Source organism: Mangrovicella endophytica (assembly GCF_002893625.1).
Taxonomy (GTDB): domain Bacteria; phylum Pseudomonadota; class Alphaproteobacteria; order Rhizobiales; family Rhizobiaceae; genus Mangrovicella; species Mangrovicella endophytica.
This window is the reverse complement of record NZ_PKMZ01000001.1, coordinates 884,842-909,187: the sequence shown is the minus strand read 5'-3', so window position 1 is coordinate 909,187 and position 24,346 is coordinate 884,842. Positions and strand designations below refer to the sequence as shown.

General features: G+C 65.1%; 21 protein-coding genes and 3 tRNA genes. 4 read left to right on the top strand and 20 right to left on the bottom strand.

Features of this window, described 5'->3' with window-relative positions; genetic code table 11:
* Positions 1-2 precede the first annotated feature (2 nt).
* From C0R46_RS04165 to C0R46_RS04140, 6 genes are all read right to left on the bottom strand, one after another.
* Complete coding sequence (locus C0R46_RS04165) at positions 3-1,193, bottom strand: NADH-quinone oxidoreductase subunit D (RefSeq protein ID WP_102958277.1); 1,191 nt, start codon at positions 1,191-1,193, stop codon at positions 3-5.
* A gap of 28 nt (positions 1,194-1,221) precedes the next feature.
* Positions 1,222-1,809: an NADH-quinone oxidoreductase subunit C gene (locus C0R46_RS04160; RefSeq protein WP_102958276.1), complete on the bottom strand. Its 588-nt coding sequence runs from the start codon at positions 1,807-1,809 to the stop codon at positions 1,222-1,224.
* A gap of 11 nt (positions 1,810-1,820) precedes the next feature.
* A complete protein-coding gene (locus C0R46_RS04155; RefSeq protein ID WP_102958275.1) occupies positions 1,821-2,393 on the bottom strand; it encodes a NuoB/complex I 20 kDa subunit family protein in 573 nt (190 codons plus the stop codon).
* Entirely contained in the window at positions 2,384-2,749 is a 366-nt protein-coding gene (locus tag C0R46_RS04150; protein WP_102958274.1) for an NADH-quinone oxidoreductase subunit A, read from the bottom strand. The genes C0R46_RS04155 and C0R46_RS04150 overlap by 10 nt, the downstream gene beginning before the upstream one ends.
* 498 nt (positions 2,750-3,247) lie before the next feature.
* Complete coding sequence (locus tag C0R46_RS04145) at positions 3,248-3,505, bottom strand: DUF2171 domain-containing protein (protein ID WP_102958273.1); 258 nt, start codon at positions 3,503-3,505, stop codon at positions 3,248-3,250.
* A 242-nt stretch (positions 3,506-3,747) separates the two neighbouring features.
* Positions 3,748-3,824: transfer RNA gene (locus C0R46_RS04140), tRNA-Asp, on the bottom strand.
* 637 nt (positions 3,825-4,461) lie between these two features.
* Between C0R46_RS04140 and C0R46_RS04135 the strand changes: the two genes are divergently transcribed.
* A tRNA-Val gene (locus tag C0R46_RS04135) sits at positions 4,462-4,537 on the top strand.
* A gap of 335 nt (positions 4,538-4,872) precedes the next feature.
* On the opposite strand, the gene hupB is transcribed toward C0R46_RS04135, so the two are convergent.
* From hupB to C0R46_RS04100, 7 genes are all read right to left on the bottom strand, one after another.
* Positions 4,873-5,148, bottom strand: a complete 276-nt coding sequence (gene hupB / locus C0R46_RS04130) for a DNA-binding protein HupB (protein WP_102958272.1) — start codon at positions 5,146-5,148, stop codon at positions 4,873-4,875.
* Positions 5,149-5,312: 164 nt separating this feature from the next.
* A complete protein-coding gene (gene lon, locus C0R46_RS04125) occupies positions 5,313-7,733 on the bottom strand; it encodes an endopeptidase La (protein WP_102958271.1) in 2,421 nt (806 codons plus the stop codon).
* Between the two features lie 260 nt (positions 7,734-7,993).
* On the bottom strand, positions 7,994-9,262 hold the full coding sequence (gene clpX / locus C0R46_RS04120) for an ATP-dependent Clp protease ATP-binding subunit ClpX (protein WP_102958270.1): 1,269 nt from the start codon (positions 9,260-9,262) through the stop codon (positions 7,994-7,996).
* A gap of 238 nt (positions 9,263-9,500) precedes the next feature.
* The gene (locus C0R46_RS04115; RefSeq protein WP_102958269.1) at positions 9,501-10,133 is read right to left on the bottom strand and encodes an ATP-dependent Clp protease proteolytic subunit; all 633 of its coding nucleotides are present in this window, start codon (positions 10,131-10,133) and stop codon (positions 9,501-9,503) included.
* A 138-nt stretch (positions 10,134-10,271) separates the two neighbouring features.
* Complete coding sequence (locus C0R46_RS04110; protein ID WP_102958268.1) at positions 10,272-12,614, bottom strand: mechanosensitive ion channel domain-containing protein; 2,343 nt, start codon at positions 12,612-12,614, stop codon at positions 10,272-10,274.
* Positions 12,615-12,819: 205 nt separating this feature from the next.
* Positions 12,820-14,178 carry a trigger factor gene (gene tig / locus C0R46_RS04105; RefSeq protein WP_102958267.1) on the bottom strand — a complete coding sequence of 453 codons (1,359 nt, stop codon included), beginning with the start codon at positions 14,176-14,178 and terminating at the stop codon, positions 12,820-12,822.
* 82 nt (positions 14,179-14,260) lie between these two features.
* Positions 14,261-14,345 (bottom strand) — tRNA-Leu (locus C0R46_RS04100).
* Positions 14,346-14,727: 382 nt separating this feature from the next.
* Here C0R46_RS04100 and C0R46_RS04095 point away from each other — a divergent pair.
* Together C0R46_RS04095 and trmFO are read left to right on the top strand one after the other, a co-directional pair.
* The gene (locus C0R46_RS04095) at positions 14,728-14,871 is read left to right on the top strand and encodes a DUF1127 domain-containing protein (RefSeq protein ID WP_102958266.1); all 144 of its coding nucleotides are present in this window, start codon (positions 14,728-14,730) and stop codon (positions 14,869-14,871) included.
* A 540-nt stretch (positions 14,872-15,411) separates the two neighbouring features.
* The gene (gene trmFO / locus C0R46_RS04090; RefSeq protein WP_102958265.1) at positions 15,412-16,818 is read left to right on the top strand and encodes a methylenetetrahydrofolate--tRNA-(uracil(54)-C(5))-methyltransferase (FADH(2)-oxidizing) TrmFO; all 1,407 of its coding nucleotides are present in this window, start codon (positions 15,412-15,414) and stop codon (positions 16,816-16,818) included.
* Between the two features lie 42 nt (positions 16,819-16,860).
* Here trmFO and C0R46_RS04085 read toward each other — a convergent pair whose 3' ends face one another.
* The 4 genes from C0R46_RS04085 to yajC form a co-directional block, all read right to left on the bottom strand.
* The gene (locus C0R46_RS04085) at positions 16,861-18,651 is read right to left on the bottom strand and encodes a DUF4153 domain-containing protein (protein ID WP_102958264.1); all 1,791 of its coding nucleotides are present in this window, start codon (positions 18,649-18,651) and stop codon (positions 16,861-16,863) included.
* A 58-nt stretch (positions 18,652-18,709) separates the two neighbouring features.
* On the bottom strand, positions 18,710-19,576 hold the full coding sequence (locus C0R46_RS04080) for a phytoene/squalene synthase family protein (protein ID WP_102958263.1): 867 nt from the start codon (positions 19,574-19,576) through the stop codon (positions 18,710-18,712).
* A 12-nt stretch (positions 19,577-19,588) separates the two neighbouring features.
* A complete protein-coding gene (locus C0R46_RS04075; protein ID WP_102958262.1) occupies positions 19,589-19,978 on the bottom strand; it encodes an Mth938-like domain-containing protein in 390 nt (129 codons plus the stop codon).
* Between the two features lie 101 nt (positions 19,979-20,079).
* A complete protein-coding gene (gene yajC / locus C0R46_RS04070; protein WP_102958607.1) occupies positions 20,080-20,421 on the bottom strand; it encodes a preprotein translocase subunit YajC in 342 nt (113 codons plus the stop codon).
* A gap of 123 nt (positions 20,422-20,544) precedes the next feature.
* On the opposite strand from yajC, the gene C0R46_RS04065 reads away from it, so the two are divergent.
* Positions 20,545-21,426: an ATP-binding protein gene (locus C0R46_RS04065; RefSeq protein WP_102958261.1), complete on the top strand. Its 882-nt coding sequence runs from the start codon at positions 20,545-20,547 to the stop codon at positions 21,424-21,426.
* A gap of 94 nt (positions 21,427-21,520) precedes the next feature.
* On the opposite strand, the gene C0R46_RS20725 is transcribed toward C0R46_RS04065, so the two are convergent.
* The 3 genes from C0R46_RS20725 to surE all read right to left on the bottom strand — a co-directional run bounded on the left by C0R46_RS20725 (position 21,521) and on the right by surE (position 24,346).
* Positions 21,521-22,804: a M23 family metallopeptidase gene (locus C0R46_RS20725; RefSeq protein WP_157944550.1), complete on the bottom strand. Its 1,284-nt coding sequence runs from the start codon at positions 22,802-22,804 to the stop codon at positions 21,521-21,523.
* A gap of 139 nt (positions 22,805-22,943) precedes the next feature.
* Positions 22,944-23,594, bottom strand: coding sequence for a protein-L-isoaspartate(D-aspartate) O-methyltransferase (locus C0R46_RS04050; RefSeq protein ID WP_102958259.1), 651 nt, complete (start codon positions 23,592-23,594; stop codon positions 22,944-22,946).
* Positions 23,591-24,346, bottom strand: a complete 756-nt coding sequence (gene surE, locus C0R46_RS04045) for a 5'/3'-nucleotidase SurE (RefSeq protein WP_102958258.1) — start codon at positions 24,344-24,346, stop codon at positions 23,591-23,593. Before surE ends, C0R46_RS04050 begins: the two co-directional genes overlap by 4 nt.

The window sequence follows — 24,346 nt, the reverse complement described above, 5'->3', positions numbered from 1 at the left end:
GGCTAGCGGTCGACCTCGCCGAAGACGATGTCCAGCGAGCCGAGGATCGCCGACACGTCCGCGAGCATATGGCCGCGGCAGATCGCATCCATCGCCTGCAGATGCGCAAAGCCGGGTGCCTTGATCTTGCAGCGATGCGGCTTGTTGGTGCCGTCGGAGACGAGATAGACGCCGAATTCGCCCTTCGGCGCCTCGACGGCGGCATAGACCTCGCCCTCCGGCACGTGGAAGCCTTCGGTGTAGAGCTTGAAGTGGTGGATCAGCGACTCCATCGACCGCTTCATCTGCGAGCGGCTCGGCGGCACCATCTTGCCGTCGGTGGACGAGGCCGGCCCCGTCCGCTCCGTTCCCTGCAGGCGCTCCACACACTGCTTCATGATGCGGACCGACTGACGCATCTCTTCCATCCGGATGAGATAACGGTCGAAGCAGTCGCCGTTCTTCCCGATCGGGATGTCGAATTCCATCTCGTCGTAGCCATCATAGGGCTGCGACTTGCGCAGGTCCCAGGCGGCGCCCGAGCCCCGAACCATCACGCCGGAGAAGCCGAGCGCCCAGGCGTCATCCAGATCGACGACGCCAATGTCGACGTTGCGCTGCTTGAAGATGCGGTTTCCGGTGAGGAGGTCGTCGATATCCGTCAGCGTCTTCAGGAACGGGTCGCACCACTCGCCGATGTCGTCGACGAGCTGGTGCGGCAGGTCCACGTGAACGCCGCCGGGACGGAAATAGGCCGCATGCATGCGCGAGCCGGAGGCGCGCTCGTAGAAGACCATCAGCTTCTCGCGCTCCTCGAAGCCCCAGAGCGGCGGCGTCAGCGCGCCGACGTCCATGGCCTGTGTGGTGACGTTCAGGAGATGGGAGAGGATACGGCTGATCTCGGAGTAGAGGATGCGGATCAGCTGGCCGCGCTTGGGAACCGTGACGCCCGCGAGCTTCTCGATGGCGAGGCAGTAGGCATGCTCCTGGTTCATCGGCGCGACATAGTCGAGACGATCGAAATAGGGCAGCGCCTGCAGATAGGTCTTGTTCTCGATCAGCTTCTCCGTGCCGCGGTGCAGGAGGCCGATATGCGGATCGACCCGCTCGACGATCTCGCCGTCGAGTTCGAGCACGAGGCGCAGCACGCCGTGCGCCGCAGGATGCTGCGGGCCGAAGTTGATGTTGAAGTTGCGGACGTTGATCTCGGCCATGCCAGTTCCTGCTGCGGTCGGGTACCGACTAGTTCGCCTTGGCCTTCTCGTCGCCCGGCAGGACGTAATCCGTCCCCTCCCAGGGCGAGAGGAAGTCGAAGTTGCGGAATTCCTGCCGCAGCTGCACGGGCTCGTAGATCACCTGCTTGAGCGCTTCGTCATAGTGGACCTCGACGAAGCCGGTCAGCGGGAAATCCTTGCGGAGCGGATGCCCCTCGAAGCCGTAGTCGGTCAGGATGCGGCGCAGATCCGGATGACCGGTGAAGAGAATGCCGTAGAGATCGTAGGCCTCGCGCTCGAACCAGTCGGCTCCGGGGAAGACCCCGAAGACCGACGGGATCGGATCGTCCTCGGCCGTGCGGACCTTGATCCGAACGCGCTCGTTCCGGAACGGCGACAGCAGATGATAGACGACCTCGAAGCGCTGCGGCCGCGCCGGATAATCGACGCCGCAGATGTCGGTGAGGTTGACGAAGCGGAAGTCGTCGCGGAGCAGCGTCAGCGTCTCCACGATATGCTCCGGCGCCACGATCAGCGTCAGCTCGCCGAAGCGCACCGCCCGCTCCGCTATTCTGTCGCCGAGACGCTCGCCCAGCTGGTCGGAAAGGTCCTGCATGGCAGCTACTCTCAGCGCTCGATCGTGCCGACGCGGCGGATCTTCTTCTGCAGAAGCAGGATGCCGTAGAGCAGCGCCTCCGCAGTCGGCGGGCAGCCCGGCACATAGATATCCACCGGCACGACGCGGTCGCAGCCGCGCACCACCGAGTAGGAATAATGATAGTAGCCGCCGCCGTTGGCGCAGGAGCCCATGGAGATGACGTAGCGCGGCTCCGGCATCTGGTCGTAGACCTTGCGCAGCGCCGGCGCCATCTTGTTGGTCAGCGTGCCCGCGACGATCATCACATCCGACTGGCGCGGTGAGGCACGCGGCGCAAAGCCGAAGCGCTCGACGTCATAGCGCGGCATCGAGGCCTGCATCATCTCGACGGCGCAGCATGCCAGGCCGAAGGTCATCCACATCAGCGAGCCCGTGCGCGCCCAGTGAATGAGGTCGGCTGTCGAGGTGACGAGGAAGCCCTTGTCGGCCAGCTCGTTGTTGATGTCGGTGATGAACGGGTCGGCCGCGGCACCGGCCGGGCGATGCGATACGCTGGCCGGCGGCGGCGCGACGAGCGTCGTCGAAGCGTCGTTCAGTCCCATTCCAGGGCGCCTTTCTTCCATTCGTAGATGAAGCCCACAGTCAGGACGCCGAGAAACACCATCATCGACCAGAAGCCGAACCAACCGAGGGTCCCGAAGGTCGCCGCCCAGGGAAACAGGAACGCGACCTCGAGGTCGAAGATGATGAAGAGGATCGAGACGAGGTAGAAGCGCACGTCGAACTTCATGCGCGAATCGTCGAAGGCGTCGAAGCCGCACTCGTAGGCCGACAGCTTCTCGTCGTCCGGCGCCTTGAAGGCGAGCAGGAACGGCGAGACCAGCAGCGCCAGGCCGATGATCAGCGCGACGCCGACGAAGATGACGATCGGCAGATAGGAAGCGAGAAGTTCCGGCATCGCCGCAATCCCTTGATCGTGGCACGGATAGGCAGACAATGCCCCACGCGTGCTGTAGCGCTGGATGGCGCCTGTCAGGCGTCGGGCCGAAACGGCTCGCTGGATGACCTGCTGCAGCGCGGCGAGACGTAATAGCTTCTCCGGCCGGAGGCAAGGGTTTGTACCGGTTCTAATCGGGGCTGCGCCAACTCGGCACAGTCCCGACAGCAAGATGGCCGGGAGGCTGCATAGCCTCCCCCGCCATCAGGGAGCTCGCTGCTGCGTCCCAAGATGCCGTGACCCGGAAGCCAGAGGCAGATGCTCGCGGCGTCAGCGGCAGTTTCAAGAGCCGTGCGTTATGGCGCGTTCGCCGCGCAACCTCCTCGGAGGATGCGCCCGGTGCCATTTTCTCTGATACGGGCCTGGCGGCCGCAGCGGCTTGAGCACCTTAGCACCTGATCATTGTCCAGCTGCTGTCGCCGATCAGGTGCAATGCTTCGGATAAGGCCTGTGCGCGGCTCAGACCGCCTTGTGGTCGGCCTCTTCCTCCAGGCTGACGGCAACGTCGGCATTGGCCGATAAACGAACGGCATCTCCTTCCACCTCGGCAACGAGGCCGAGCGGAATGAAATGGTGATGGCCGCGATGATGCCCCTCACCGCTATCGTTCTTGGTCAGCTTGATGCGGTCGCCCTCGACCCTGTCGACGGTACCGACATGAACGCCGTCGGCGCCGATGACGTCCATATGTTCCTTAATGCCGCTTGCGTCAGCCATGATGCGTCTCCTGTTGCTGTGACATGGAAACGTCGGTCGCGGCGGATGGATGCATGATTCCATCGCCGAAGCGCATGTGGTCCTGCCGGAGAGTCATGCCGCCCTGCTATCAGGGTGCCCCGCGAGTGCGCGTGCTGGCAAAGGTCCGCCGCCGGCATTGAGCCCGTGCACGCTGCGACACGGACACGGCAGTACAGCGGTATACCGCTGTCAGCTGCCAATCACCGATCATTAAGAAGAAATGGCGCGAGTGACGGGGCTCGAACCCGCGACCTCCGGCGTGACAGGCCGGCACTCTAACCGACTGAGCTACACCCGCGCTCGGCCGCTCACCGCGGCTCGTGGGGGCTCATTTACGGGGGGTGAGCACCGCTGTCAAGCGGAAGCGCTCCGCTTGCGATCGCAATGCACAAAGCTGTCGCAAACCGCCGATTTCGGGCCGAAATCAGCACCTTCCACGAACTGTTATCGATTCGAACAATGCCGCTCGCAGCACCTCGCACTCGAATCGGCAGCGGCGCGGGTCTGGGAGATCGCGGTCTTTCCAATATGCGGACGCGGGGGGCGCTCATGTTATTCCGCCGCGCACGTCCGATGGCCGCCAAGGCTGCGCGATCGACCATGAGGCTGAAACCGTCTGCTGCGGTCGGTAAGGCTCTGGTGGACGCTCGCCGGCTGCGGCGCTGATCGTCCCGGGCGAGTGGGAACATTGTCGCCGGATGCATCCCCCGGGGTAGCGGCTTGGCTGCCTTAGGCAGTTTTGGAGCGGCTGCGACGGATTACGGTCTGTAGGCTCTTATCCAGGGAGCGGCCACGGGCGCTTACCGCAGGCCCCGGCCGCTATGCGCGATGCCGCTTCTCTGTGGAGGTAACGCCTGGGCGCCCAAGAAGCCACGACGCAGGACAGGACACTGGCGCTTGCACTCCAACGAGCGAGCGCTTAGACGAGGGCGGTCGGGCGATTAGCTCAGTTGGTAGAGCGCCTCGTTTACACCGAGGATGTCGGCAGTTCGAGCCTGTCATCGCCCACCATATCCCCCGAAACACGGCAGCGTCTTTCGGCTTGCGTGATCAAGCGGGGTGATGGCGCAGTGCCGTTATCGGGGTGCGCCAGCGTTCCCGGCGCGTCTGGCGGCAGGCATTGCCATGATGATCATCTGGATCGGCCGCGATCTGGCTCCGATCCCCCGCTCCTTTTGACGCATAGATTGTCCGAAGGCTGGCTCCAGTGGAACAGCGCTCCAGGTCTGGGCGAGTAACGCTCCCGCCATCTGCTGACGGAAGCCCGGCCCCGCGCGCGGCCATCAAGGCGAGCCAGGTACCAAGGAGATCCGGGCGAAGAACACTCCACCCGGATCTCAAGTCGCTTACTTGTTGACCGCGTCCTTCAGGCCCTTGCCGGGCGTGAACTTCGGCACGTTGCGGGCCGGGATGTCGACCTCGGCGCCGGTGGACGGGTTACGGCCCTTCGAGGCCGCCCGATGCGAGACCGAGAAGGTGCCGAAGCCGACGAGACGGATGTCGCCACCGTCCGCCATTGCGCTCTGCATCGCATCGAAGACGGCGTCGACAGCCGCAGTCGCCTGCTGCTTCGACAGTTCAGCCTTTTCCGCGACGGCGGCGACCAGCTCGTTCTTGTTCATCAGACATCCTCCTGATTAACCAAAAGTCATTGCGACTCGCGCGAACGATGCGGAAGTCGGGCCGATCAATCAAGGCCGCGAGCCGTCAAAAGGCCGGAAATGCCGCGAGTCCATAAAAAAATGCCGCCCGGAAGGGCGGCATTTTCCCGATGTCGCGCTTTCCGTCAGTGGGCGATGACGGTTGCACCATCCTCTGGTTGCGCCTGACCCGTGAGGGGCTCCTCGGCTTCCGACCACTCGACCGGTGTCGGCAGCTCGACGAGGGCGTGCTGGAGAACCTCGCCCATGCGGGACACGGGCACGATCTCCAGGCTGTTCTTCACGTTGTCCGGGATGTCCGCCAAATCCTTGGCATTGTCCTCGGGGATCAGCACCTTCTTGATGCCGCCGCGCAGCGCGGCGAGCAGCTTCTCCTTCAGGCCGCCAATTGGCAGCACCCTGCCCCGCAGCGTGATCTCGCCCGTCATGGCGATATCGCGGCGCACCGGAATACCGGTCATCACCGAAATGATCGCCGTTGCCATGGCGACGCCGGCGGAGGGTCCATCCTTTGGCGTCGCACCTTCCGGCACGTGCACGTGGATGTCGCGCTTGTCGAACAGCGGCGGCTTGATGCCGTAGTCGATCGCCCGCGAGCGGACATAGGAGGCCGCCGCCGAAATCGACTCCTTCATCACGTCCTTCAGATTGCCCGTCACCGTCATCTTGCCCTTGCCGGGCATCATGACGCCTTCGATCGTCAGAAGTTCGCCGCCGACCTCGGTCCAGGCAAGGCCGGTGACCACGCCGACCTGATCGTCGAGCTCCGCCTCGCCATAGCGGTAGCGGGGCACGCCGAGGAAGTCGGACAGGTTCTCGGCCGTCACCTCGACCTTCGAGGTGTCGCCCTTGAGGATGCGCGTCACCGCCTTGCGGGCGAGCGTCATCAGCTCGCGCTCGAAGGAGCGAACCCCGGCCTCACGGGTGTAGCGGCGGGCGATCTCGCGCAAGGCGTCGTCGCCGACCGAGAACTCCTCGGGCTTCAGCGCATGATCACGCACGGCCTTCGGCAGAAGATGCCGCTTGGCGATCTCGACCTTCTCATCCTCGGTGTAGCCGGCGATGCGGATGATCTCCATCCGGTCCATCAGCGGCGCGGGGATGTTCAACGTGTTCGCGGTGGTGACGAACATCGTCGACGACAGGTCGTACTCGACCTCGAGATAGTGGTCCATGAAGGACGCATTCTGCTCGGGATCCAGCACTTCGAGAAGCGCCGAGGACGGATCGCCGCGGAAGTCCATGCCCATCTTGTCGATCTCGTCGAGCAGGAAGAGCGGATTGGTCTTCTTCGCCTTCTTCATCGACTGGATGACCTTGCCGGGCATCGAGCCGATGTAGGTGCGGCGGTGACCGCGGATCTCGGCCTCGTCACGCACGCCGCCGAGCGCCATGCGGACATATTCCCGGCCCGTCGCCTTGGCGATCGATCGGGCGAGCGAGGTCTTGCCGACGCCCGGAGGGCCGACGAGGCAAAGGATCGGACCCTTCATCTTCATCTGCCGGCTCTGGACCGCCAGATACTCGACGATTCGCTCCTTGACCTTGTCGAGACCGAAATGGTCCTGATCGAGGATCTCCTCGGCCCGCTTCAGGTCGATCTTGACCTTGGAGCGGATGCCCCAGGGCAGGCCCAGCAGCCAGTCGAGATAGTTGCGCACGACCGTCGCCTCGGCAGACATCGGCGACATCTGCTTCAGCTTCTTGATCTCGGCAGTGGCCTTCTCGCGGGCCTCCTTGGAGAGCTTGGTCTTCTTAACGCGCTCCTCGAGCTCGGCAACCTCGTCGCGGCCTTCCTCGCCGTCGCCGAGTTCCTTCTGGATCGCCTTCATCTGCTCGTTGAGGTAATATTCGCGCTGCGTCTTCTCCATCTGGCGCTTGACGCGCGAGCGGATGCGCTTCTCCACCTGCAGGACGGAAATCTCCGACTCCATAAAGGAGAGCGCCTTCTCCAGGCGGTCGCGGACGCTGGTAAGACCCAGCATCTCCTGCTTCTCCGGGATCTTGATCGCCAGATGCGAAGCGACAGTGTCGGCAAGCTTGGAATAGTCGTCGATCTGCCCAGCCGCACCAACGACTTCCGGCGAGATCTTCTTGTTCAGCTTGACGTAGTTCTCGAACTCGGAGACGACCGAACGCGCCAGTGCCTCGATCTCGACCTGGTCTTCTTCGACCTGCTCGATGATCGTCGCAGAGGCCTCGTGCCACTCCGTGCGCGGCGTGAAGCTGCCGATCTGGGCGCGCGACATGCCTTCCACCAGCACCTTCACGGTGCCGTCGGGCAGCTTCAGGAGCTGCAGCACGTTGGCGACGGTGCCAACCTCGTAGATGGCGTCCGGCGCCGGATCCTCGTCGCTGGCATTCTTCTGGGTCGCCAGCAGGATCTGCTTGTCGGCGCCCATCACCTCCTCGAGAGCCTTGATCGACTTCTCGCGGCCGACGAAGAGCGGCACGATCATATGGGGGAAGACGACGATGTCCCGGAGCGGCAGCACCGGATAGATCGCTGCCTCGCCTGAACCCTGCGCAGATGTCGTATTGGGCATGGGTATTCCTTTCTGCGGCGAACCGCCGCTCGAAGGCCGCAACGCGGAGCCTCTGAAGCACTGCCGCGCACGCCTTGTCATGCCAGCGTCATGTGGGCCCGAAGGCCCGCTTCTTCAACGGTCCACGACGCCTGACACGCGATCGTGGGCCGCCAGCTGATGAACCGGATGCATCGTCCGGTTCGAAGAAAAAAGCCCGCCCCAGCCAAGGCCGGGACGGGCTCGTCTTATCCGTCGCTCACCGGCAGGAACCGAGATCGTCAGGCGCTGACGTTTTCCTTCTCGTCCTTGCGCTCGGCATAGATGTAGAGCGGCCGCGCGCGACCCTCGATCACGTCTTCGGAGATGACGACCTCCTGAACGCCTTCCAGCGTCGGCAGGTCGAACATCGTGTCGAGCAGCATGGCCTCCATGATGGAGCGCAGGCCGCGGGCACCGGTGCGGCGCTCGATCGCCTTGCGGGCAATCGCCTTCAGCGCGTCCTCGTGGAAGGACAGATCGACATTCTCCATCTCGAAGAGCCGCTGGTACTGCTTGACCAGCGCGTTCTTCGGCTGGACCAGGATCTGCACCAGTGCTTCCTCGTCGAGGTCCTCGAGCGTCGCGAGAACCGGAAGACGGCCGACGAACTCGGGGATGAGGCCGAACTTCAGGAGATCCTCAGGCTCGACCTGGCGGAACAGCTCGCCGGTGCGGCGATCGTCCGGCCCGGCCACGTTGGCGGCAAAGCCGATCGAGGTCTTGCGGCCGCGGTCGGAGATGATCCGGTCGAGGCCGGCGAAGGCGCCGCCGCAGATGAACAGGATGTTCGCCGTATCGACCTGCAGGAACTCCTGCTGGGGATGCTTGCGACCACCCTGCGGCGGCACGGACGCGACCGTGCCTTCCATGATCTTCAGAAGCGCCTGCTGGACGCCCTCGCCCGAGACGTCGCGGGTGATCGAGGGATTGTCCGACTTGCGGCTGATCTTGTCGATCTCGTCGATATAGACGATGCCCCGCTGCGCACGTTCGACATTATAGTCGGCCGACTGTAGCAGCTTCAGGATGATGTTCTCGACGTCCTCGCCGACATAGCCGGCTTCGGTCAGCGTCGTCGCATCGGCCATCGTGAAGGGCACGTCGAGGATGCGGGCGAGTGTCTGCGCGAGCAGCGTCTTGCCGCATCCGGTCGGGCCGATCAGCAAAATGTTCGACTTGGCCAATTCGACGTCGTTGTTCTTCGCCGCGTGCGCAAGGCGCTTGTAGTGGTTGTGCACCGCGACGGAGAGCACCTTCTTGGCGAAGGACTGACCGATCACATAGTCGTCGAGAACGCCGATGATCTCCTGCGGAGTCGGCACGCCCTCGCGCGACTTCACCATGGAGGACTTGTTCTCCTCCCGGATGATGTCCATGCACAGCTCGACGCACTCGTCGCAGATGAAGACCGTCGGACCGGCGATCAGCTTGCGGACCTCGTGCTGGCTCTTTCCGCAGAAAGAACAGTAGAGCGTGTTCTTCGAATCGCCGCCGCTCACTTTGCTCATGCGTTCTTCCTTCCGATCCGGCCTCCACCGGAGGCCGTTCACTGGCGTCTGTCGCCCCGAGCGCGCACTCGGCCCTGCGGTGGCCGAAGCGTCGACGCCTGATTCGCAGACGTCACTATGACACTATTGCATAAGCGCTGATTTAACGACGCCAAGCTTGAGCAACGCTTGTCGGCATTCCGACAGCCTTGCCGTTTCGTCAAAACTATGGGTGCGTCAAGGCAGGATCAAGGCCGTCTCAGCTGGAGACGGCTGCCTCCAGCGCTTCGCGAGACGAATAGACCTTGTCGATGAGGCCGAATTCCTTGGCTTCATCCGCCGTCAGGAAGTGGTCACGATCGAGTGTGCGTTCAATGGTCTCGTAGTCCTGACCGGTGTGCTTCACGTAGACTTCATTCAAGCGGCGCTTCAGCTTGATGATGTCCTGCGCATGACGTTCGATGTCGGATGCCTGACCCGAGAAGCCGCCGGAAGGCTGGTGGACCATGATACGGGCGTTGGGCGTTGCAAAGCGCATGTCGGGATGGCCGGCGCACAGCAGCAGCGAGCCCATCGAGGCGGCCTGGCCGATGCACAGCGTCGAAACGGCCGGCTTGATGAACTGCATCGTATCGTAGATCGCCATGCCTGATGTCACCACGCCGCCCGGCGAGTTGATGTAGAGCGCAATCTCCTTCTTCGGGTTCTCGGCCTCGAGGAAGAGCAGCTGCGCGCAGACGAGCGTCGCCATCGAGTCCTCGACCGGACCGGTGATGAAGATCACCCGCTCCTTCAGGAGGCGCGAGAAAATGTCGTAGGCGCGCTCGCCGCGGTTGGTCTGCTCCACGACCATCGGGACGAGGTTCATCGCGGTTTCGACGGGGTGCTTCATAACGTGGCTTCCGATGCTCGGAGTGGGACGGCAGGGCTGCCGCCGAAAGGAATCAGTGTCCTGCACTGTTCTGCGTAGATAGGGCGTCACAGCGGCGGGATGCAAGAAGCGCGACGCCCGCCGGGTCGCCAGCCGATCTCAGCGGTCTGTATCATCATGGAGGTCGTCGATGTCCGGCGGGATCGGCGTTCCATCCGGGTTCACCGAGCCGTGGCGCGACACATCCTCGACGGGTGCGGCAACCTTGTCAGCGAGCGCTGCCTGCTTCTCGGACGCAAGGCGCAGAGCCGGTGCGGTGCCGCGTTTGTCCTCGCCGAACCAGAGGGTCATGTTCGGGAACGCGATCTCGATGCCGCGCTCGTCGCAGATGCGCTTCACGATCTCGTTGTAGGCCCTGCCCGCGCCCCACTGCTTGCCTGGCAGCGTCTTGATGCGGCCGCGAACGATCACGGACGAGGAGCCGAGTTCGTTGACGCCGAACATCTCGAAGTCGGCGATGATCTCCGGCCCGTGTTCCCCCTGCCGCAACTCCTCGAATGCATCGCTCATCGCCACCTTCACTTCGGCGGTATCCTCGCGATAGCCGACCCCGAGATCGACAACGAACTGCGAGAAGTCCTTGGTCATGTTCGCGACCTGATCGACCGATGAAAACGGGATCAGATGGTAGGTACCATCGAGCGCCCGCAGCGCCAGCGAACGGATCGTCAACCGCTCGACGACCCCGGACACGCCTGCGACCTGCACCACGTCGCCCTCGTTCAGCGCATTCTCGATCTGGATGAAGGCGCCGGTGATGATGTCCTGCACCAACTTCTGCGCGCCGAAGCCGACCGCAAGGCCGACAACGCCCGCACCGGCGAGCAGAGGTCCGATGTCGATGCCGAGCTGGCTCAGCACCAGCATCACCACGATCACCACGAGCGTGATGGTGAAGCCGTTGCGGAACAGGGCGAGCAGTGTGCGCTCGCGCGCAGTCGGGACGGTACCAAAGTTCGGGTTGAGCCGGTACTCGACCCAGGACGAGACGGCGAGGAAGAATGCGAAGCCCGTGATGATCACGATGCCGGCACCGATGATTCCGCCGATCACCCGCTGGCCCATGCTGCTGCGCGCCCATTCCCGGACCTCGAGGATGCTCCAGGCGTCGAGAATGACGCCAAGGACGGCGATGATAACGAGCACGCGAATGACGGTGAGCGCGTTCGGTATGAAGGAGTTCACACGCGGCGCCAGCATCGGCAGTTTCTCGCGCGTTGCCGCCGGGATCGGGATGCCCCGCACGATCAGGCGGGTCAGCACCGAGACGATCAAACCACCGATCGCCATCGCCGCCACCGAGCGGAGCGAAGCTTCCGCCAAGAACGCAAGTCCGTCCTCGGGGCTGCTCAGCCAGGTGGAGAACACCGCAAGGCTGAAGCCGATGGCCAGAACCCACCAGATGTCACCGAGAAGAGCGTTGATACGCGCCGCGATGCCGGTGTCGCCGCGCTGACGGGCACGCTTGAGCCGCGCCGCAACGACCTGCCGGTTTTTCAGGATCAGCCAGAAGACCAGCAACAAGGCAGCGAAGGCGACGATGAAGCGCACTGCGTTGGCGGCCGACAGGCTGGAGTTACGCTGCACCACCGGTGCGACGAACAGGAACGTGTAGCCGACGAGCGAGATCAGCCGGGCGATCCACGCATGCCAGTAGCGGGCATGGCTGTCGCCGAACGGCGTCAGACGCAGCTTTGGCTGATGCGGCGAGACAAAGGCGGTCAGGCCGACCTTGATCACCTCGATCAGCAGGAACGCATTCAGAAACAGCGCCTGATTGAGGCTCGGCCTGTCGCCGAAAGCTGCCACGGCGGCCGCGTAACCCGCAGCCCAGCTGGCCAGCACGGCGGCGAGGTCGACGATGGTGGAGAGGAAGAGGAGCGAGAGCTTGAAGATCGGCCCGGCGCCGACCGCATGAGCGCCGATTCGGCGGAGCAGCGGCGCCTTGAGAAGCCTGCTGCCCATCAAGGTCGTGAACACGACGGCGATGACGAGACAGACCGGCAGGATGGCACGCCCGACCCGCGGCAGATCGATGGCGGCAGTGCCCGACAGAAGCTCGCGCGCATCGCTGAAGGCGCCGGACACATGGTTCCATGACATGATCAGGCCGCCGATCACCGCGCGTGTATAGACCGCCAGTTCCGCCGGCAGCGAACCGGCCGTCACCTCCTCGTCGGCGACGGCGGCATCTTCGGCGCCAGGCTTCGGCGCCGTGTAGGCGGCCGCCTTCAGGGACTGGACGAGCTTGGCGCGCGTATCGTCGTTCTCAAGGATCCGGATGAGGTCGTCGAGCGACGGCTGAACGGCGGGCTCTGCAGTCGTCGTCGGCTCGGCCGATTTCGTGGACGGCAGGCCCGGCAGCTGTGCCGCCGCGGGTGCTGCGGCGAGCACCAGCATGGCCCATGCAAGAAGGACCTGGAACAAACGGTTCAACGACATTCGGCGCTCGTCAGGTTCGGGAAAATGTCGGCTGGCTCAGACATACGGAATGTCAGCAGGAGCCTAACGCGCAAGGGGGAAGGCGATCCCTTCCCCGATCGCTTTGGCGAGACTTTGACGGCGCCGCGGAAAAAAGCGGTAGGCCGGAATGCAGAAGGCCGGCGCTGGGGCCGGCCTTCGACAGAAAGTGATGGTTCGATGCGGATCAGGAGGCGAGAGCGGTCTCGTCCTCCTCCTCGCGCATCAGCTCTTCCTTGGTCACCGTCTTGTCGGTGACGTCGACGGAGCCGAGCAGGTGGTCGACGACCTTCTCCTCGTAGATCGGCGCGCGCAGGCTGGCGACCGCTTCCGGGTTCTGGCGGAAATAGTCGTAGATCTGCTGCTCCTGGCCCGGATAGCGGCGAACCTGCTCGAAAACGGCCCGCTGCATCTCGTCATCGGAGATCTGCACATTGGCCTTCTCGCCGATCTCGGAGAGCACGAGGCCCAGGCGAACGCGGCGCTCGGCGAGCTTGCGATAATCCTCGCGCGCCTTCTCCTCCGTGGTGTCTTCGTCCTCGAAGGTCTTGCCGCTCTGCTGGAGCTCGCCGGTGATCTGCGTCCAGATGTTGTTGAACTCGGCGTCGACCAGCTTCTGCGGCAGCTCGAAGTCGTAGTCCTTGTCGAGGGCGTCGAGGAGCTGGCGCTTGACCTTCTGGCGGGTCGCCATGCCGTACTGGCTCTCGATCTGCTCACGCACGACCGTGCGCAGGCGCTCGATCGATTCGATGCCAAGCTTCTTGGCGAACTCGTCGTCGAGGGTGAACTCGTCAGGCTTGGCGACGGCCTTCACCTCAACCTCGAACTCGGCTTCCTTGCCGGCGAGGTGCTCCGCGCCGTAGTCGGCCGGGAAGGTGACGGTGACCGTCTTCTTGTCGCCGGCGGAGACGCCCTTCAGCTGATCCTCGAAGCCCGGAATGAACTGGCCCGAGCCGAGCACGAGGTCACTGTCCGTCGCCGAACCGCCCTCGAAGGCCTCGCCGTCGATCTTGCCGACGAAGTCCATGGTGACGCGATCGCCCTCCTCCGCGGCGCTGTCCTTCGGCTGGAAGGTGCGGTTGCTCTCGGCGATGCGCTTGACCTGCTCCTCGACCTCTTCATCGGAGATCTCGACGACCGGACGCTCGATCTTGATGCCGGAGGTTTCCTTCAGCTCGAAGGCCGGCAGCGTCTCGTAGCTGAGAGTGAAGGTGAAGTCGGTCTCGCCACGCAGGACCTTCTCGGCTTCCGCCTCGTCCTCGGTCATGGCGATCTCGGGCTGCATGGCCGAACGCTCCTTGCGATCGGCGATGATCGAGCGCGGCGTCTCCGAGACGATCTGATTGACGATCTCGGCCATCAGCGACTTGCCGTACATCTTGCGCAGATGCGCCATCGGCACCTTGCCCGGACGGAAACCCTTCAGCTTCACCTGATCCTTGGCTTCATGGAGCCGGGTCTGGAGACGCGCCTCGAGGTCGGAGGCCGGCACGACAACCTGAATCTCGCGCTTGAGGCCCTCGGCCTTGGTTTCCGTAACCTGCATTCTTCTACCTTTGATCTGGCGACCGAGGCTCCATCCGTCGGAGCACGATGATCGGCGCGAAAATTCCATGGAGCCGGCGAACTGGTGCGGGTGGAGGGACTTGAACCCCCACGGCTTGCGCCACAGGAACCTAAATCCTGCGTGTCTACCAATTTCACCACACCCGCATGCGCGCCCTTGCTAAGCGGCCTCGCGAGGCGCGCGTCTCTATATCAAAGCGATTCCGGCGTTGGAAGGGCAAAAGCCGAGGCTTTCGACGAAGCTGGATCACCCTTCGAGGGGACCCTGCGATACATGTGGCAGGTGGATGAACTTCGGCGGCGCGAAATGGTTAAGCACCGATGAAGAGAGCGGACTCTGGGCTGCAGATGCGACCGGAACCCGACTAAGCCATTGATGTCTCCAGGTTATGCTGCGATGCACAATCTGCATTGCAGCCATGCGCCTGCCCCAATAGCGCCAGCGAGAGCGAATGAGTAGTTTCTAGTCATCGAAGCGGCAGGCAGCCCTTGCAAAGCGCTTCAATCGATTTAAATATCCAGGTGGAACATGAACATCCTTCGTTCCTACAGCAGCTGGCGGCGTTATCGCGAGACCTGCAACGAGCTGAACCGGCTCTCGCAGCGTGAACTCTCTGACCTCGGCATCCAGCGTAACGAGATCCCGTCGGTCGCTCGCAAGGCGATCGTCTAACAGTTTCGCAACGGCCCACCTCCTCCCGGGCCGAAGCGGATAGAGGCCTGCGCATCCTCCTCCCAGCGCAGGTTTCCGACCGGTGTCCGCCGGATCCTCCCTCCGGCGGACATCCCAATTTCGACGAGTTTCGCAACGGCCCACCTCCTCCCGGGTCGACGCGGATAGAGGCCCGCGCATCCTCCTCCCAGCGCGGGACTTCAGACGGCGCCCGTTGGATCCTCCCTCCGACGGGCGCCACAAATTCGGTAGTTTCGCAAGGGCCATTTCCTCCCAGGCCCAAGCGGATAGCAGCCTGCGAATCCTCCTCCCATCGCAGGCTTGAACGCGACGCCCGCCGGTCCTCCCCCGGCGGGCGTTGTCGTTTCGAGGTCCCTCACACGGCCTCTCCGGCACTCCTTTGCGGACGTTCCGCCGGCGGTGGTCGGATGCGGATCGGCATCGCGCCTGTCGCCGTCGTTTCCGGTCGAGCCTCAGCCGTCCCGGGCAGCCGACCGTCGACCCTTTCCCATGCAGGCCAGGATGATTTATAGGCCTGCCATGTCTCAGAACCCTGTCCACGTCGTCGGCGGCGGGCTTGCCGGCTGCGAAGCATCCTGGCAGCTGGCCGAGGCCGGCATTCCAGTCATCCTGCACGAGATGCGTCCCGTTCGTGGCACGGAGGCGCATAAGAGCGACCAGCTCGCCGAGCTCGTCTGCTCCAACTCCTTCCGCTCCGACGATGCCGAGGCAAACGCGGTCGGCGTCCTCCACGCGGAGATGCGCCTCGCGGGCTCGCTGATCATGCGGTGTGCCGATGCTCATCAGGTGCCGGCGGGCAGCGCGCTTGCCGTCGATCGCGAGGGATTCGCCGCGGCCGTCAGCGCTACGATCGCGTCTCATCCGCTGATCGAGATCCGGCGCGAGGAGATGGACGTGCTGCCGCCGCAGGACTGGGGTTCGGCCATCATCGCGACCGGCCCGCTGACCTCGCCCTCGCTGGCAGAGGCGATCCGCGAAGCCAGCGGCAGCGATGCGCTCGCCTTCTTCGATGCCATTGCGCCAATCGTTCACTTCGATTCGATCGACATGAACACGGCCTGGTTCCAGTCACGCTACGACAAGGTCGGGCCCGGCGGCACCGGCAAGGACTACATCAACTGTCCGCTCGACAAGGAGACTTACGAGCGCTTCGTCGCGGCGCTGATCGCCGGCGACACGACGGAGTTTAAGGAGTGGGAGGGCACGCCCTATTTCGATGGCTGCCTGCCGATCGAGGTGATGGCCGAGCGTGGGCCGGAGACGCTCCGGCACGGACCGATGAAGCCGATGGGGCTGACCAACGCCCATGACCCCGCGACGAAGGCCTACGCGGTCGTACAGCTGCGCCAGGACAACGCGCTCGGCACGCTCTACAACATGGTGGGCTTCCAGACGAAGCTGCGTTACGGCGCGCAGGCCGACATCTTCCGCATGATTCCGGGTCTGCAATCAGCAGAGTTCGCGCGGCTCGGCGGTCTCCACCGCAACACCTACCTCGATTCGCCGCGGGTGCTCGACGGCACGCTGCGGCTCAAGGCGCGCCAGCATCTACGCTTCGCCGGGCAGATCACCGGATGCGAGGGCTATGTCGAATCGGCGGCCGTCGGTTTGATGGCCGGGCGCTTCGCTGCCGCCGAAGCCCGCGGCGCTACGCCCGTCACGCCGCCGGCAACGACGGCGATGGGCGCGCTCCTTGCCCACATCACGGGGGGGCATCTGGAATCCGACGAGGCGAGCGGGCCGCGCTCGTTCCAGCCGATGAACGTGAATTTCGGCCTGTTCCCGCCGGTGGAGATGCCGCGCGAAGAGGGCAAGCGGCTGCGCGGTAAGGAGAAGACGATGGCCAAGCGGAAGGTAATGGCGCAGCGTGCGCTCGCCGACTGCGCGGCGTGGCTCGGAACAAGCCGCGCGATCGCTGCGGAGTAGGTCGGGCTTCCGTCGTGGACGCCCCGTCGCGCCCATGACTGCTCAGGGCTGGCTCGGCCAGTCCTCGCGACGCAGCAGCAGCAGCGTTCCGCCGATCGACTGCACACCTGAGTCGTCGGCATAGACCGTCACACTCTGGATAGCGATCCGGATGCGCCGGCCCGAGGCGCTTTGGAGATCAACGACCGGCTGCGGCACGCGTTCGGGCGCTGCGCCGAATGAAGCCGGCGGTAGCGCCGCGACGGCCCCGCCCACGTCAAACCGGTCGCTCGCACCCGCAATGTCGATGACGAGATCCGGACCGGACAGCGAGACCGCGATCTCGCCGGCGTCGCTCGGGATCCGTTGTGTCGCGTCCTCGGCGACGAAGAGGCTGCCGACGGCTATGTCGAAGCCGTTTGTCTGGACAGCCTGCAGGGATCGTGCCGACAGGCTTCTCACCTCTCGCTGCAGTGGCGCCGCCTCGGCGAAACCGAGTGCCACCAAAGCGGCTTCGGCTTCATCCGCCGGCTGTGCGGCCACGGCTGCCCCGACCGCGCGCCGCTGTTCGTCATTCAGGATCGGCAGCACGGCAGCGACGGCGTTCACGTCGTCCAGCGCGCCGAGGCGCGAGCGTATCTCCCAGATGCGAGACGGCGGCTGCGTGGCTCCGGCGTTCTGGCCGTCCCCGATGAGGGGCTGCAGCCGCGCCACCTGGCTCCGCGTGACGGTACATGTCACGCCCCAGGGACCGATCGAGGAGAGCGCCAGCAGCGCCAGCGGCACGGACGTCATCAGGCGGATATCGCCGCGGGTGCGGCCCGGCACCTGCAGAAGGATGATCATCACCGCAGCGATGCCGCCGAGCACGAGATAGTAGCGCTCGAGCGTAAACCCCTCGGCGCCAATCCGTAAGGTCGCGGCGTAGGCAAGGAGGCCGAGCGGCACGACCAAGCCGAAGCTCCAGACCCTCGCGAAGAACCGCGTCGTCGCGGCGCCTGTCGCCAGGAAGGGCTCGGCCACCACCCTCAGCATCAGAACGAGAACGGCATAGCTCGTCACGATCCAGCCGATTTCGTTCTTCGGCACCTCCCCGGTCGCGAGGATCTTCACGGCATAGAGATGCAGGACGAGCCCGGCGGCGAGCGCCAGCGGGACGCTGACGAAGTCGATCAGGAGGCGTATGCCGGCGACGAGACGGTCGTCAGAAGGCGGCTCCAGCGTGTCGTCGCTGCCATGCGGGATGCGGCCGAGAGCAAAGAGCGGACCGACGAGGCTGAGGGCGGTGATGTAGATATGTGCATAGGCGCGGCTGGACGGACCGACCTCGAAGAGGAAGCGGATCATCTCCAGAATCGCTGAGATGCCGAGCGTGAAGAGCAGCACCGACAGGAAGGCGAGTGTCACGCCGACAAAGGTCCAGAGGGTAAAGGCCCAAAACCGACGATCAGTGCCCCCAAAGGCGAACGGCGCCAGCGGCACCGCCAGTGTCAAGGCCGCGACAAGCGCGGGTGCAAAGACGCCAAGAGCGTTCGCGACCCAAACGGCGGCGCCGATGATGACGCCGCCCATCGGTGGGATGACGGCTCTCGGCCAGCCGGTGGCGCTCCACCCCTCCATGGCGAGTCGTGCCACGACGGCCGCGGCTGCCGCACCATAGAGGGCGGCGACCAGGCGAAGCGTCGTCTCCTCGCTCGTGAGGTAGACGTCTTCGGCCGCGAGGTTCGAAAGGATAGCGACCGCGACGATCAGCACGGCCGAGAGGGGAAAGCGGGCACTGGCCGCACCGGCGCCGCGCGCCAGCGATCGCGCAAACCGGCCGCCATGGCCAGCCATGCGGGATAGGACGGTCATGGCCGACCTCCGCAAGTTCGGGTCGATACCTTCGCGCCGCGAGACGTGCTGCCGGAGCTCAACGACGCATCGCCCGCCACAGAACAGCCGCGCGCCGCAGCGGCCCGAGCGGTGCCGGCTGTTCGAGGTTCGTCGCCCCTGCCCGCTCGATGCGATCGAGATAAGCACCCGTCAGCGCCGCCGGCAGGAAGGCGGCTCTGAGCGACGCCGGGATCGACGCACGCCGGACGCGATAAGCCTCGAAATGCTCCCGCGCGAAGGCAGTCATGGCCGCGATCGCTCTGGTACTGGCCTCGGCCTCTCCCGCCAGCAGCGTCTCTGGCGTGCTGCCTGATACCGCCAGGATGTCGGCCGGGATCAGGACATGCCCGAGCCGGCGATGGATCGGGAGCAGCCTTATCGCGCCAACCGCCGCCTGTGCGACGCCGGCGTGCCCAGCAGCATCAACGACTTGCGGCGCCAGCTTACGATCCAGAATCATCGCGGCAAGCACGATCAAGGCCGATGCCGTCGAACCCGCATAGGCTTCAAAGGCGCCGCGATCCGGCATGGGATCGTCATAGAGATCGAAGATGCGCGCTTCGATAAAACGGTCGAAGGCATCACGTGGCAGGTCGAAGCGGCGGATGGCGACATCGAGGAGATCCGCCACCGGGTTGCCGGTCGATCCTTCGACCGCAGCTTCGGTGCCGGCAAGCCGGTCACGCCACCACTGCAGACGAATCTCGCCCGGCAGGGGCTGGCTGACCGCGGCGCGGACCCGAGCCGTCTCGATATTGAAGGCGTAGAGCGCGGCTAGGTAGGGCCTGTGCTCGGCGGGCACGAAGGCCAGCGTGACGGCGCGGTCAGGGTCGCCCTCGCGCACCAGCCTCTCGCACTCGGCGGCGGCCTCCACGTAGGCGCGGTCTTCGGCTTTATCAGGCATTGCGGCGGCGGGTCAGTCGACCGCCACGAGCGCGGCGGCGACCGGGCGGCTTTCCGACAGCATGACGTTGAAGGTACGCACGGCGGCGCCGGTCGACATCGGGTCGACCGAGAGGCCGGCGCGGCGGAACCGGTCCGCCAGGGCCGGCGGCAGGCGGCGGATGTCGCGGCCCGTGCCGAACAGGACGAATTTCAGCTGATCGGCTTCCTCGACGATCTTCTGGAGACGGTCGCCGGCGAATGGCTGCGCCTCGGTGGCATCCCAGCCATAGATGCCGGAAGGAAGGCAGAGGATCGAGCCGCGGTGGGACATGCCGGCGAAGCGGAAGCCGCCATTGCCGTAGGCCTCGATCGGCGCACGACCCGGAAAGTGCGCCTGGCGAATCTCGATTCCTGTGGCCACGTCACGTCTCCTGAGAGTGTCTGCGGCCGTCGATGCACTCGGGTTCGACTGCACCGCCGCGGGCGACCACGTCGCCCTGCGGCGTCGTCCGATGGTGCCGACTACTTGGCGTTCGCCGCAGCCGGCTCGCCCTTGACGCGAACTTCCGTCACCATCGACTGGAGCACGCGGACACGGACCTGCTCGGAGATCTGGACCTCGAGTTCGCCGTTGTCCATCACCTTTGTTACACGCGCGATGATGCCGCCGCCGGTGACGACCGTGTCGCCGCGGCGGATGTTCTTCAGCATGTCTTCGCGGCTCTTCAGCTGCCGGCGCTGCGGCCGGATGATCAGGAAATACATGATCGCGAAGACGACCACGAAGGGCGCGATGCTGATCAGCATATCCGTGCTGCCGGCAGCCGGTGCCGCGGTCTGTGCGAAGGCCTCGGACACGAACATGAAGAACCCCTTGGAAAACACGGCCTGAGCCAGGCCTTTACGCAGTGCGCGGAATATACGAACGGTCGCCGCGATTGCAACACGGAGCCGCCCCATTCGGCGGCCCGAAAGCGGAGTCGGACGATGGACGCAAGCGAAACGATCGAGCTGAAGGCGGTGCTGGAGCGGATCGCCGCCAGCCTCGAGCGGTTGGCGCCGCCGGCCTCTGCGGCACCGGATTTTGCTGCCGCCGACTGCTTCGTCTTCGAGCCGCCGGCGGCGCTCCAGCCCGTTGCCCAGGTGAACCGCGTCGCCATCGACCTTCTGAAGGGGATCGACCGCTCGCGCGACATCCTCCTCGACAATACCCAGCGATTTGCCGATGGCCTGCCGGCGAACAACGTTCTCCTCTGGGGCGCGCGGGGCATGGGCAAGTCGTCGCTGGTGAAGTCTGCTCATGCCGCCGTCAATGCGAGGCTGGACCGGGTACGGCCGCGGCTGAAGCTGGTCGAGATCCACCGCGAGGACATCGCCCATCTGCCGGCGCTGATGGGCATGGTGCGGCAGGCGCCCTACCCGTTTCTCGTCTTCTGCGACGACCTCTCCTTCGATTCGGACGATGCGTCCTACAAGTCGCTGAAAGCGGCCCTGGAGGGCGGCGTCGAAGGGCGGCCGGAGAACGTCCTGTTCTATGCCACCTCGAACCGGCGCCACCTCCTGCCGCGCGACATGATCGAGAACGAGCGCTCGACCGCCATCAATCCGGGGGAAGCGGTGGAGGAGAAGGTCTCCCTGTCCGACCGCTTCGGCCTCTGGATCGGCTTCCATCGCTGCAGCCAGGACGACTATCTCGCAATGATCGACGGCTATGTCAGGGCCTATGGCCTCAGCTACGATCCGGATCGGCTGCGGGCCGAGGCGCTGGAATGGGCGACGACTCGCGGCAATCGCTCCGGTCGCGTGGCCTTCCAGTTCGTCCAGGATCTCGCCGGACGGATCGGCCAGCGGCTGCCGAGCGGGATGTGAGGCGCCGGAGCGCCAGCCGTCAGGACTGCCAGAAAAGCAAAGACCCGGCTCGGGGAAGCCGGGTCTTCACAAGCTTCCGAAGAAGCCGTCGGGCCTACTGGAGGTAGGTCATCGGGTCCACGGGGGCGGAGTTCTTACGAACTTCGAAGTGGACAATGGGGACGTCCGTGTCGCCAGACATGCCGGCCGTTGCGATCTCCTGGCCGCGCTTCACGGTCGCGCCGCGCTTCACGTTGATCGCGTCGGCATGGCCGTAGACGGTGACGAGGCCGTTGTCGTGCTTGACGAGAACGGTGTTGCCGAACTCCTTGAGGCCGTCGCCGGCATAGATCACGACGCCGTTTTCGGCGGCCTTCACCGGCGTGCCACGCGGCACGGAGATGTTCAGGCCTTCGTTGCGGCGCGTGCCGGCCTTGTCACCGAAGCGCTTGACGACGCGGCCCTTCACCGGCCAGCGGAACTGCGAGATACCGGTGCCGGCAGGGGCATCGGCCTCTTCGTCGCTGTCGACCTTGCCGATCGTGGTGGCCGGCGCGGACGGAGCGATGGAGGCGACCTTCGTCGGTTCCTTCACCTCCTCCTTGTGCGGCGGCTCGTACGGCTTGGGCTGGGCCGGCGCCGCGGCGGCGGCAACGGGCGGCGTTGCAGCAGCGCCAGGCGCTGCGGCGGCCGGGGCCTGAGCAACGGCAGGTGCGGTCGTGGCGACGGGAGCCGGCATCGCAGGCTTGCGGTCGATGGATGCGACACGCGTCGGGCGCGGCGATGCCGAGGGCTTCGGCAGGCGGGAGGCCTGCTCCTGCAGCGACGACGGCGGAGCGCCCCGCGTCTGCGGCGTGCCCGGCTCACCGTAAGACTTGGCCGTATGGCTCGCAGCCGCAGGGGCAATGTCGCTGCCATAGCTCGGCACGCTCGCCTGCGCCGTCATCATCGGCCGCGAAGGCTCGGCATAGGCCGTGCGCGCGCCGTTGGCCGGCGGCGGCGGCGGCAGCATTGACCGCTGGACGTTGCCCGAAGGCGCCTGTCCGCTCACCGGGTAGCTATCGCTCGCGCCGTAGCCGCCATAGGACTGCTGGTTACCGTAAGGCTGCTGGCTGCCATAGGCCGGCTGCTGGCGCATCGCGCCGCCCTGCCCGGCATTGACGCCCGGCATGCCGAAGCCGCCGCTGCGGACCGATCCGGTGTTCACCTGGTCGACGTCGCCCGGATAGGGCTGGTTCGAGACCGACTGGATCGGCGCCTTCGGCACCGCTCCGGTGTAAAATCCATCGTCGAAGCGCGCCACATCCGAGCTGCAGCCAGCGACGATACCGGTCAAGGACAGGATCGCCGCTGAACGGACGAGACGCAGCCGACCGAGTTTCAGCACATTGTTCCGCATTGCTGTCCCTTGCGCACGTACGAGAGCCTTGGGACGTATTGAAGCGTGTTAATCTTACTCTTGAGTTAAGTCTGTGACGATTCAGCAGGAATTTGTTGTCGATGCCGCTGCGGCCGAACGGATTTCTTCGCTTTCGTGTTCACAGCATTGCGGCCGTGCCGAAGGCGAGCGGCTGGTATCGAACAGTGCCGATATCCTCGCGCTCGAAGCGGCTGCCGACTTTGGTCAGACGTACAAGGTTCTGCGCCCCATCGCCCGGACCGACCGCGCAGATGGCGATGCCGTGGGGCACCAGCTGCTCGAGGAAGCGCCGCGGCACCGCCTCGTAGGCGGCATGCACGATGATCCGGTCGAAGGGCGCCATCTGCGGATAGCCTTCGCGCCCGTCCTCGCGCACGATCGTCGCCGCCGGGCCGCCGGCGAGCTTTAGGCGGGACTCGGCTGCCTCGATCAGCCGCCTGTAGCGCTCCATCGAGACGACCTTACGCGCCAGGCGCGATAGAAGCGCCGTCACGTAGCCGCTTCCCGTCCCGACCTCCAGAACGCGATGGCCGGCCTCCAGCCGCAGCGCGTCGACCAGACGCACCGCCTTCAGCGCGCTCGGCATGGTCTCGCCGCAGTCGATCGGCAGGCTGTGATCGCCATAGGCGTTGGGTACGTCCTTCGGCACGAACAGGCGGCGCGGCACGGCCTCGACAGCCTCGATGAGACGCGTGTCGGCGATTCGTTCCGACCGCAGCCGGAGAACAAAGGCCGCGAGATCTTCGCGGTCGCGGCCCGGCGCGTTCATGCAAAGAGCGATCGGAGCTCATCGCGCAGGGTGTGCGCGGTGAGGTCCAGCATCAACGGCGTCACGGAGACCCGGCCAGCGCTGAGCGCGCCGATATCGGACTGCTCGATCTCGCGGCCAGCCTGGCGTCCGAAGGTCAGCCAGAAGTAAGGGAAGCCGCGACCGTCGCGACGCTCCTCGATGCCAAGGCTGTAGTCGAGCTTGCCCTGCCGGGTCACTTCGACGCCGGTCACGGCGTCAGGATCGACAGGCGGGAAGTTGATGTTGATGAGCGTGCCTTCCGGCATGTCGCGAGTGGCGAGCTTGCGCAGGATTTCCGGCGCATAGGTTTCCGCCGTCTGCCAGATCGCCTCACGGTCGCTGCCCGGTCGAAAAGCTTGGCTGAGTGCAACGGAGCGCAGCCCCAGCATGGTGCCTTCGATCGCGCCGGCGACGGTGCCGGAATAGGTAACGTCATCGCAGATGTTCTGCCCGGCGTTGACGCCCGACAGGACGAGATCCGGCGGCTCCGGCATCAGGCGCTTGACGGCCATGATGACGCAGTCCGTCGGCGTGCCCGATACCGCGAACTTCTTCTCGGCAATGCGCCGCAGGCGCAGCGGCGACGACAGCGTCAGCGAATGCGACAGGCCGCTCTGGTCAGTCTCCGGCGCGACGATCCAGACATCGTCGGTGAGCTCACGGGCGATCCGCTCGAGAACCTGCAGCCCTTCGGCGTGAATGCCGTCGTCATTGGTGAGGAGGAGGCGCAT

Coding starts and splice junctions, on each gene's coding strand:
- C0R46_RS04165 (WP_102958277.1), bottom strand. CDS start 1,193: ATGGCCGAGATCAACGTCCGCAACTTCAACATCAACTTCGGCCCGCAG.
- C0R46_RS04160 (WP_102958276.1), bottom strand. CDS start 1,809: ATGCAGGACCTTTCCGACCAGCTGGGCGAGCGTCTCGGCGACAGAATA.
- C0R46_RS04155 (WP_102958275.1), bottom strand. CDS start 2,393: ATGGGACTGAACGACGCTTCGACGACGCTCGTCGCGCCGCCGCCGGCC.
- C0R46_RS04150 (WP_102958274.1), bottom strand. CDS start 2,749: ATGCCGGAACTTCTCGCTTCCTATCTGCCGATCGTCATCTTCGTCGGC.
- C0R46_RS04145 (WP_102958273.1), bottom strand. CDS start 3,505: ATGGCTGACGCAAGCGGCATTAAGGAACATATGGACGTCATCGGCGCC.
- hupB (WP_102958272.1), bottom strand. CDS start 5,148: ATGAACAAGAACGAGCTGGTCGCCGCCGTCGCGGAAAAGGCTGAACTG.
- lon (WP_102958271.1), bottom strand. CDS start 7,733: ATGCCCAATACGACATCTGCGCAGGGTTCAGGCGAGGCAGCGATCTAT.
- clpX (WP_102958270.1), bottom strand. CDS start 9,262: ATGAGCAAAGTGAGCGGCGGCGATTCGAAGAACACGCTCTACTGTTCT.
- C0R46_RS04115 (WP_102958269.1), bottom strand. CDS start 10,133: ATGAAGCACCCCGTCGAAACCGCGATGAACCTCGTCCCGATGGTCGTG.
- C0R46_RS04110 (WP_102958268.1), bottom strand. CDS start 12,614: ATGTCGTTGAACCGTTTGTTCCAGGTCCTTCTTGCATGGGCCATGCTG.
- tig (WP_102958267.1), bottom strand. CDS start 14,178: ATGCAGGTTACGGAAACCAAGGCCGAGGGCCTCAAGCGCGAGATTCAG.
- C0R46_RS04095 (WP_102958266.1), top strand. CDS start 14,728: ATGAACATCCTTCGTTCCTACAGCAGCTGGCGGCGTTATCGCGAGACC.
- trmFO (WP_102958265.1), top strand. CDS start 15,412: ATGTCTCAGAACCCTGTCCACGTCGTCGGCGGCGGGCTTGCCGGCTGC.
- C0R46_RS04085 (WP_102958264.1), bottom strand. CDS start 18,651: ATGACCGTCCTATCCCGCATGGCTGGCCATGGCGGCCGGTTTGCGCGA.
- C0R46_RS04080 (WP_102958263.1), bottom strand. CDS start 19,576: ATGCCTGATAAAGCCGAAGACCGCGCCTACGTGGAGGCCGCCGCCGAG.
- yajC (WP_102958607.1), bottom strand. CDS start 20,421: ATGTTCGTGTCCGAGGCCTTCGCACAGACCGCGGCACCGGCTGCCGGC.
- C0R46_RS04065 (WP_102958261.1), top strand. CDS start 20,545: ATGGACGCAAGCGAAACGATCGAGCTGAAGGCGGTGCTGGAGCGGATC.
- C0R46_RS20725 (WP_157944550.1), bottom strand. CDS start 22,804: ATGCGGAACAATGTGCTGAAACTCGGTCGGCTGCGTCTCGTCCGTTCA.
- C0R46_RS04050 (WP_102958259.1), bottom strand. CDS start 23,594: ATGAACGCGCCGGGCCGCGACCGCGAAGATCTCGCGGCCTTTGTTCTC.
- surE (WP_102958258.1), bottom strand. CDS start 24,346: ATGCGCCTCCTCCTCACCAATGACGACGGCATTCACGCCGAAGGGCTG.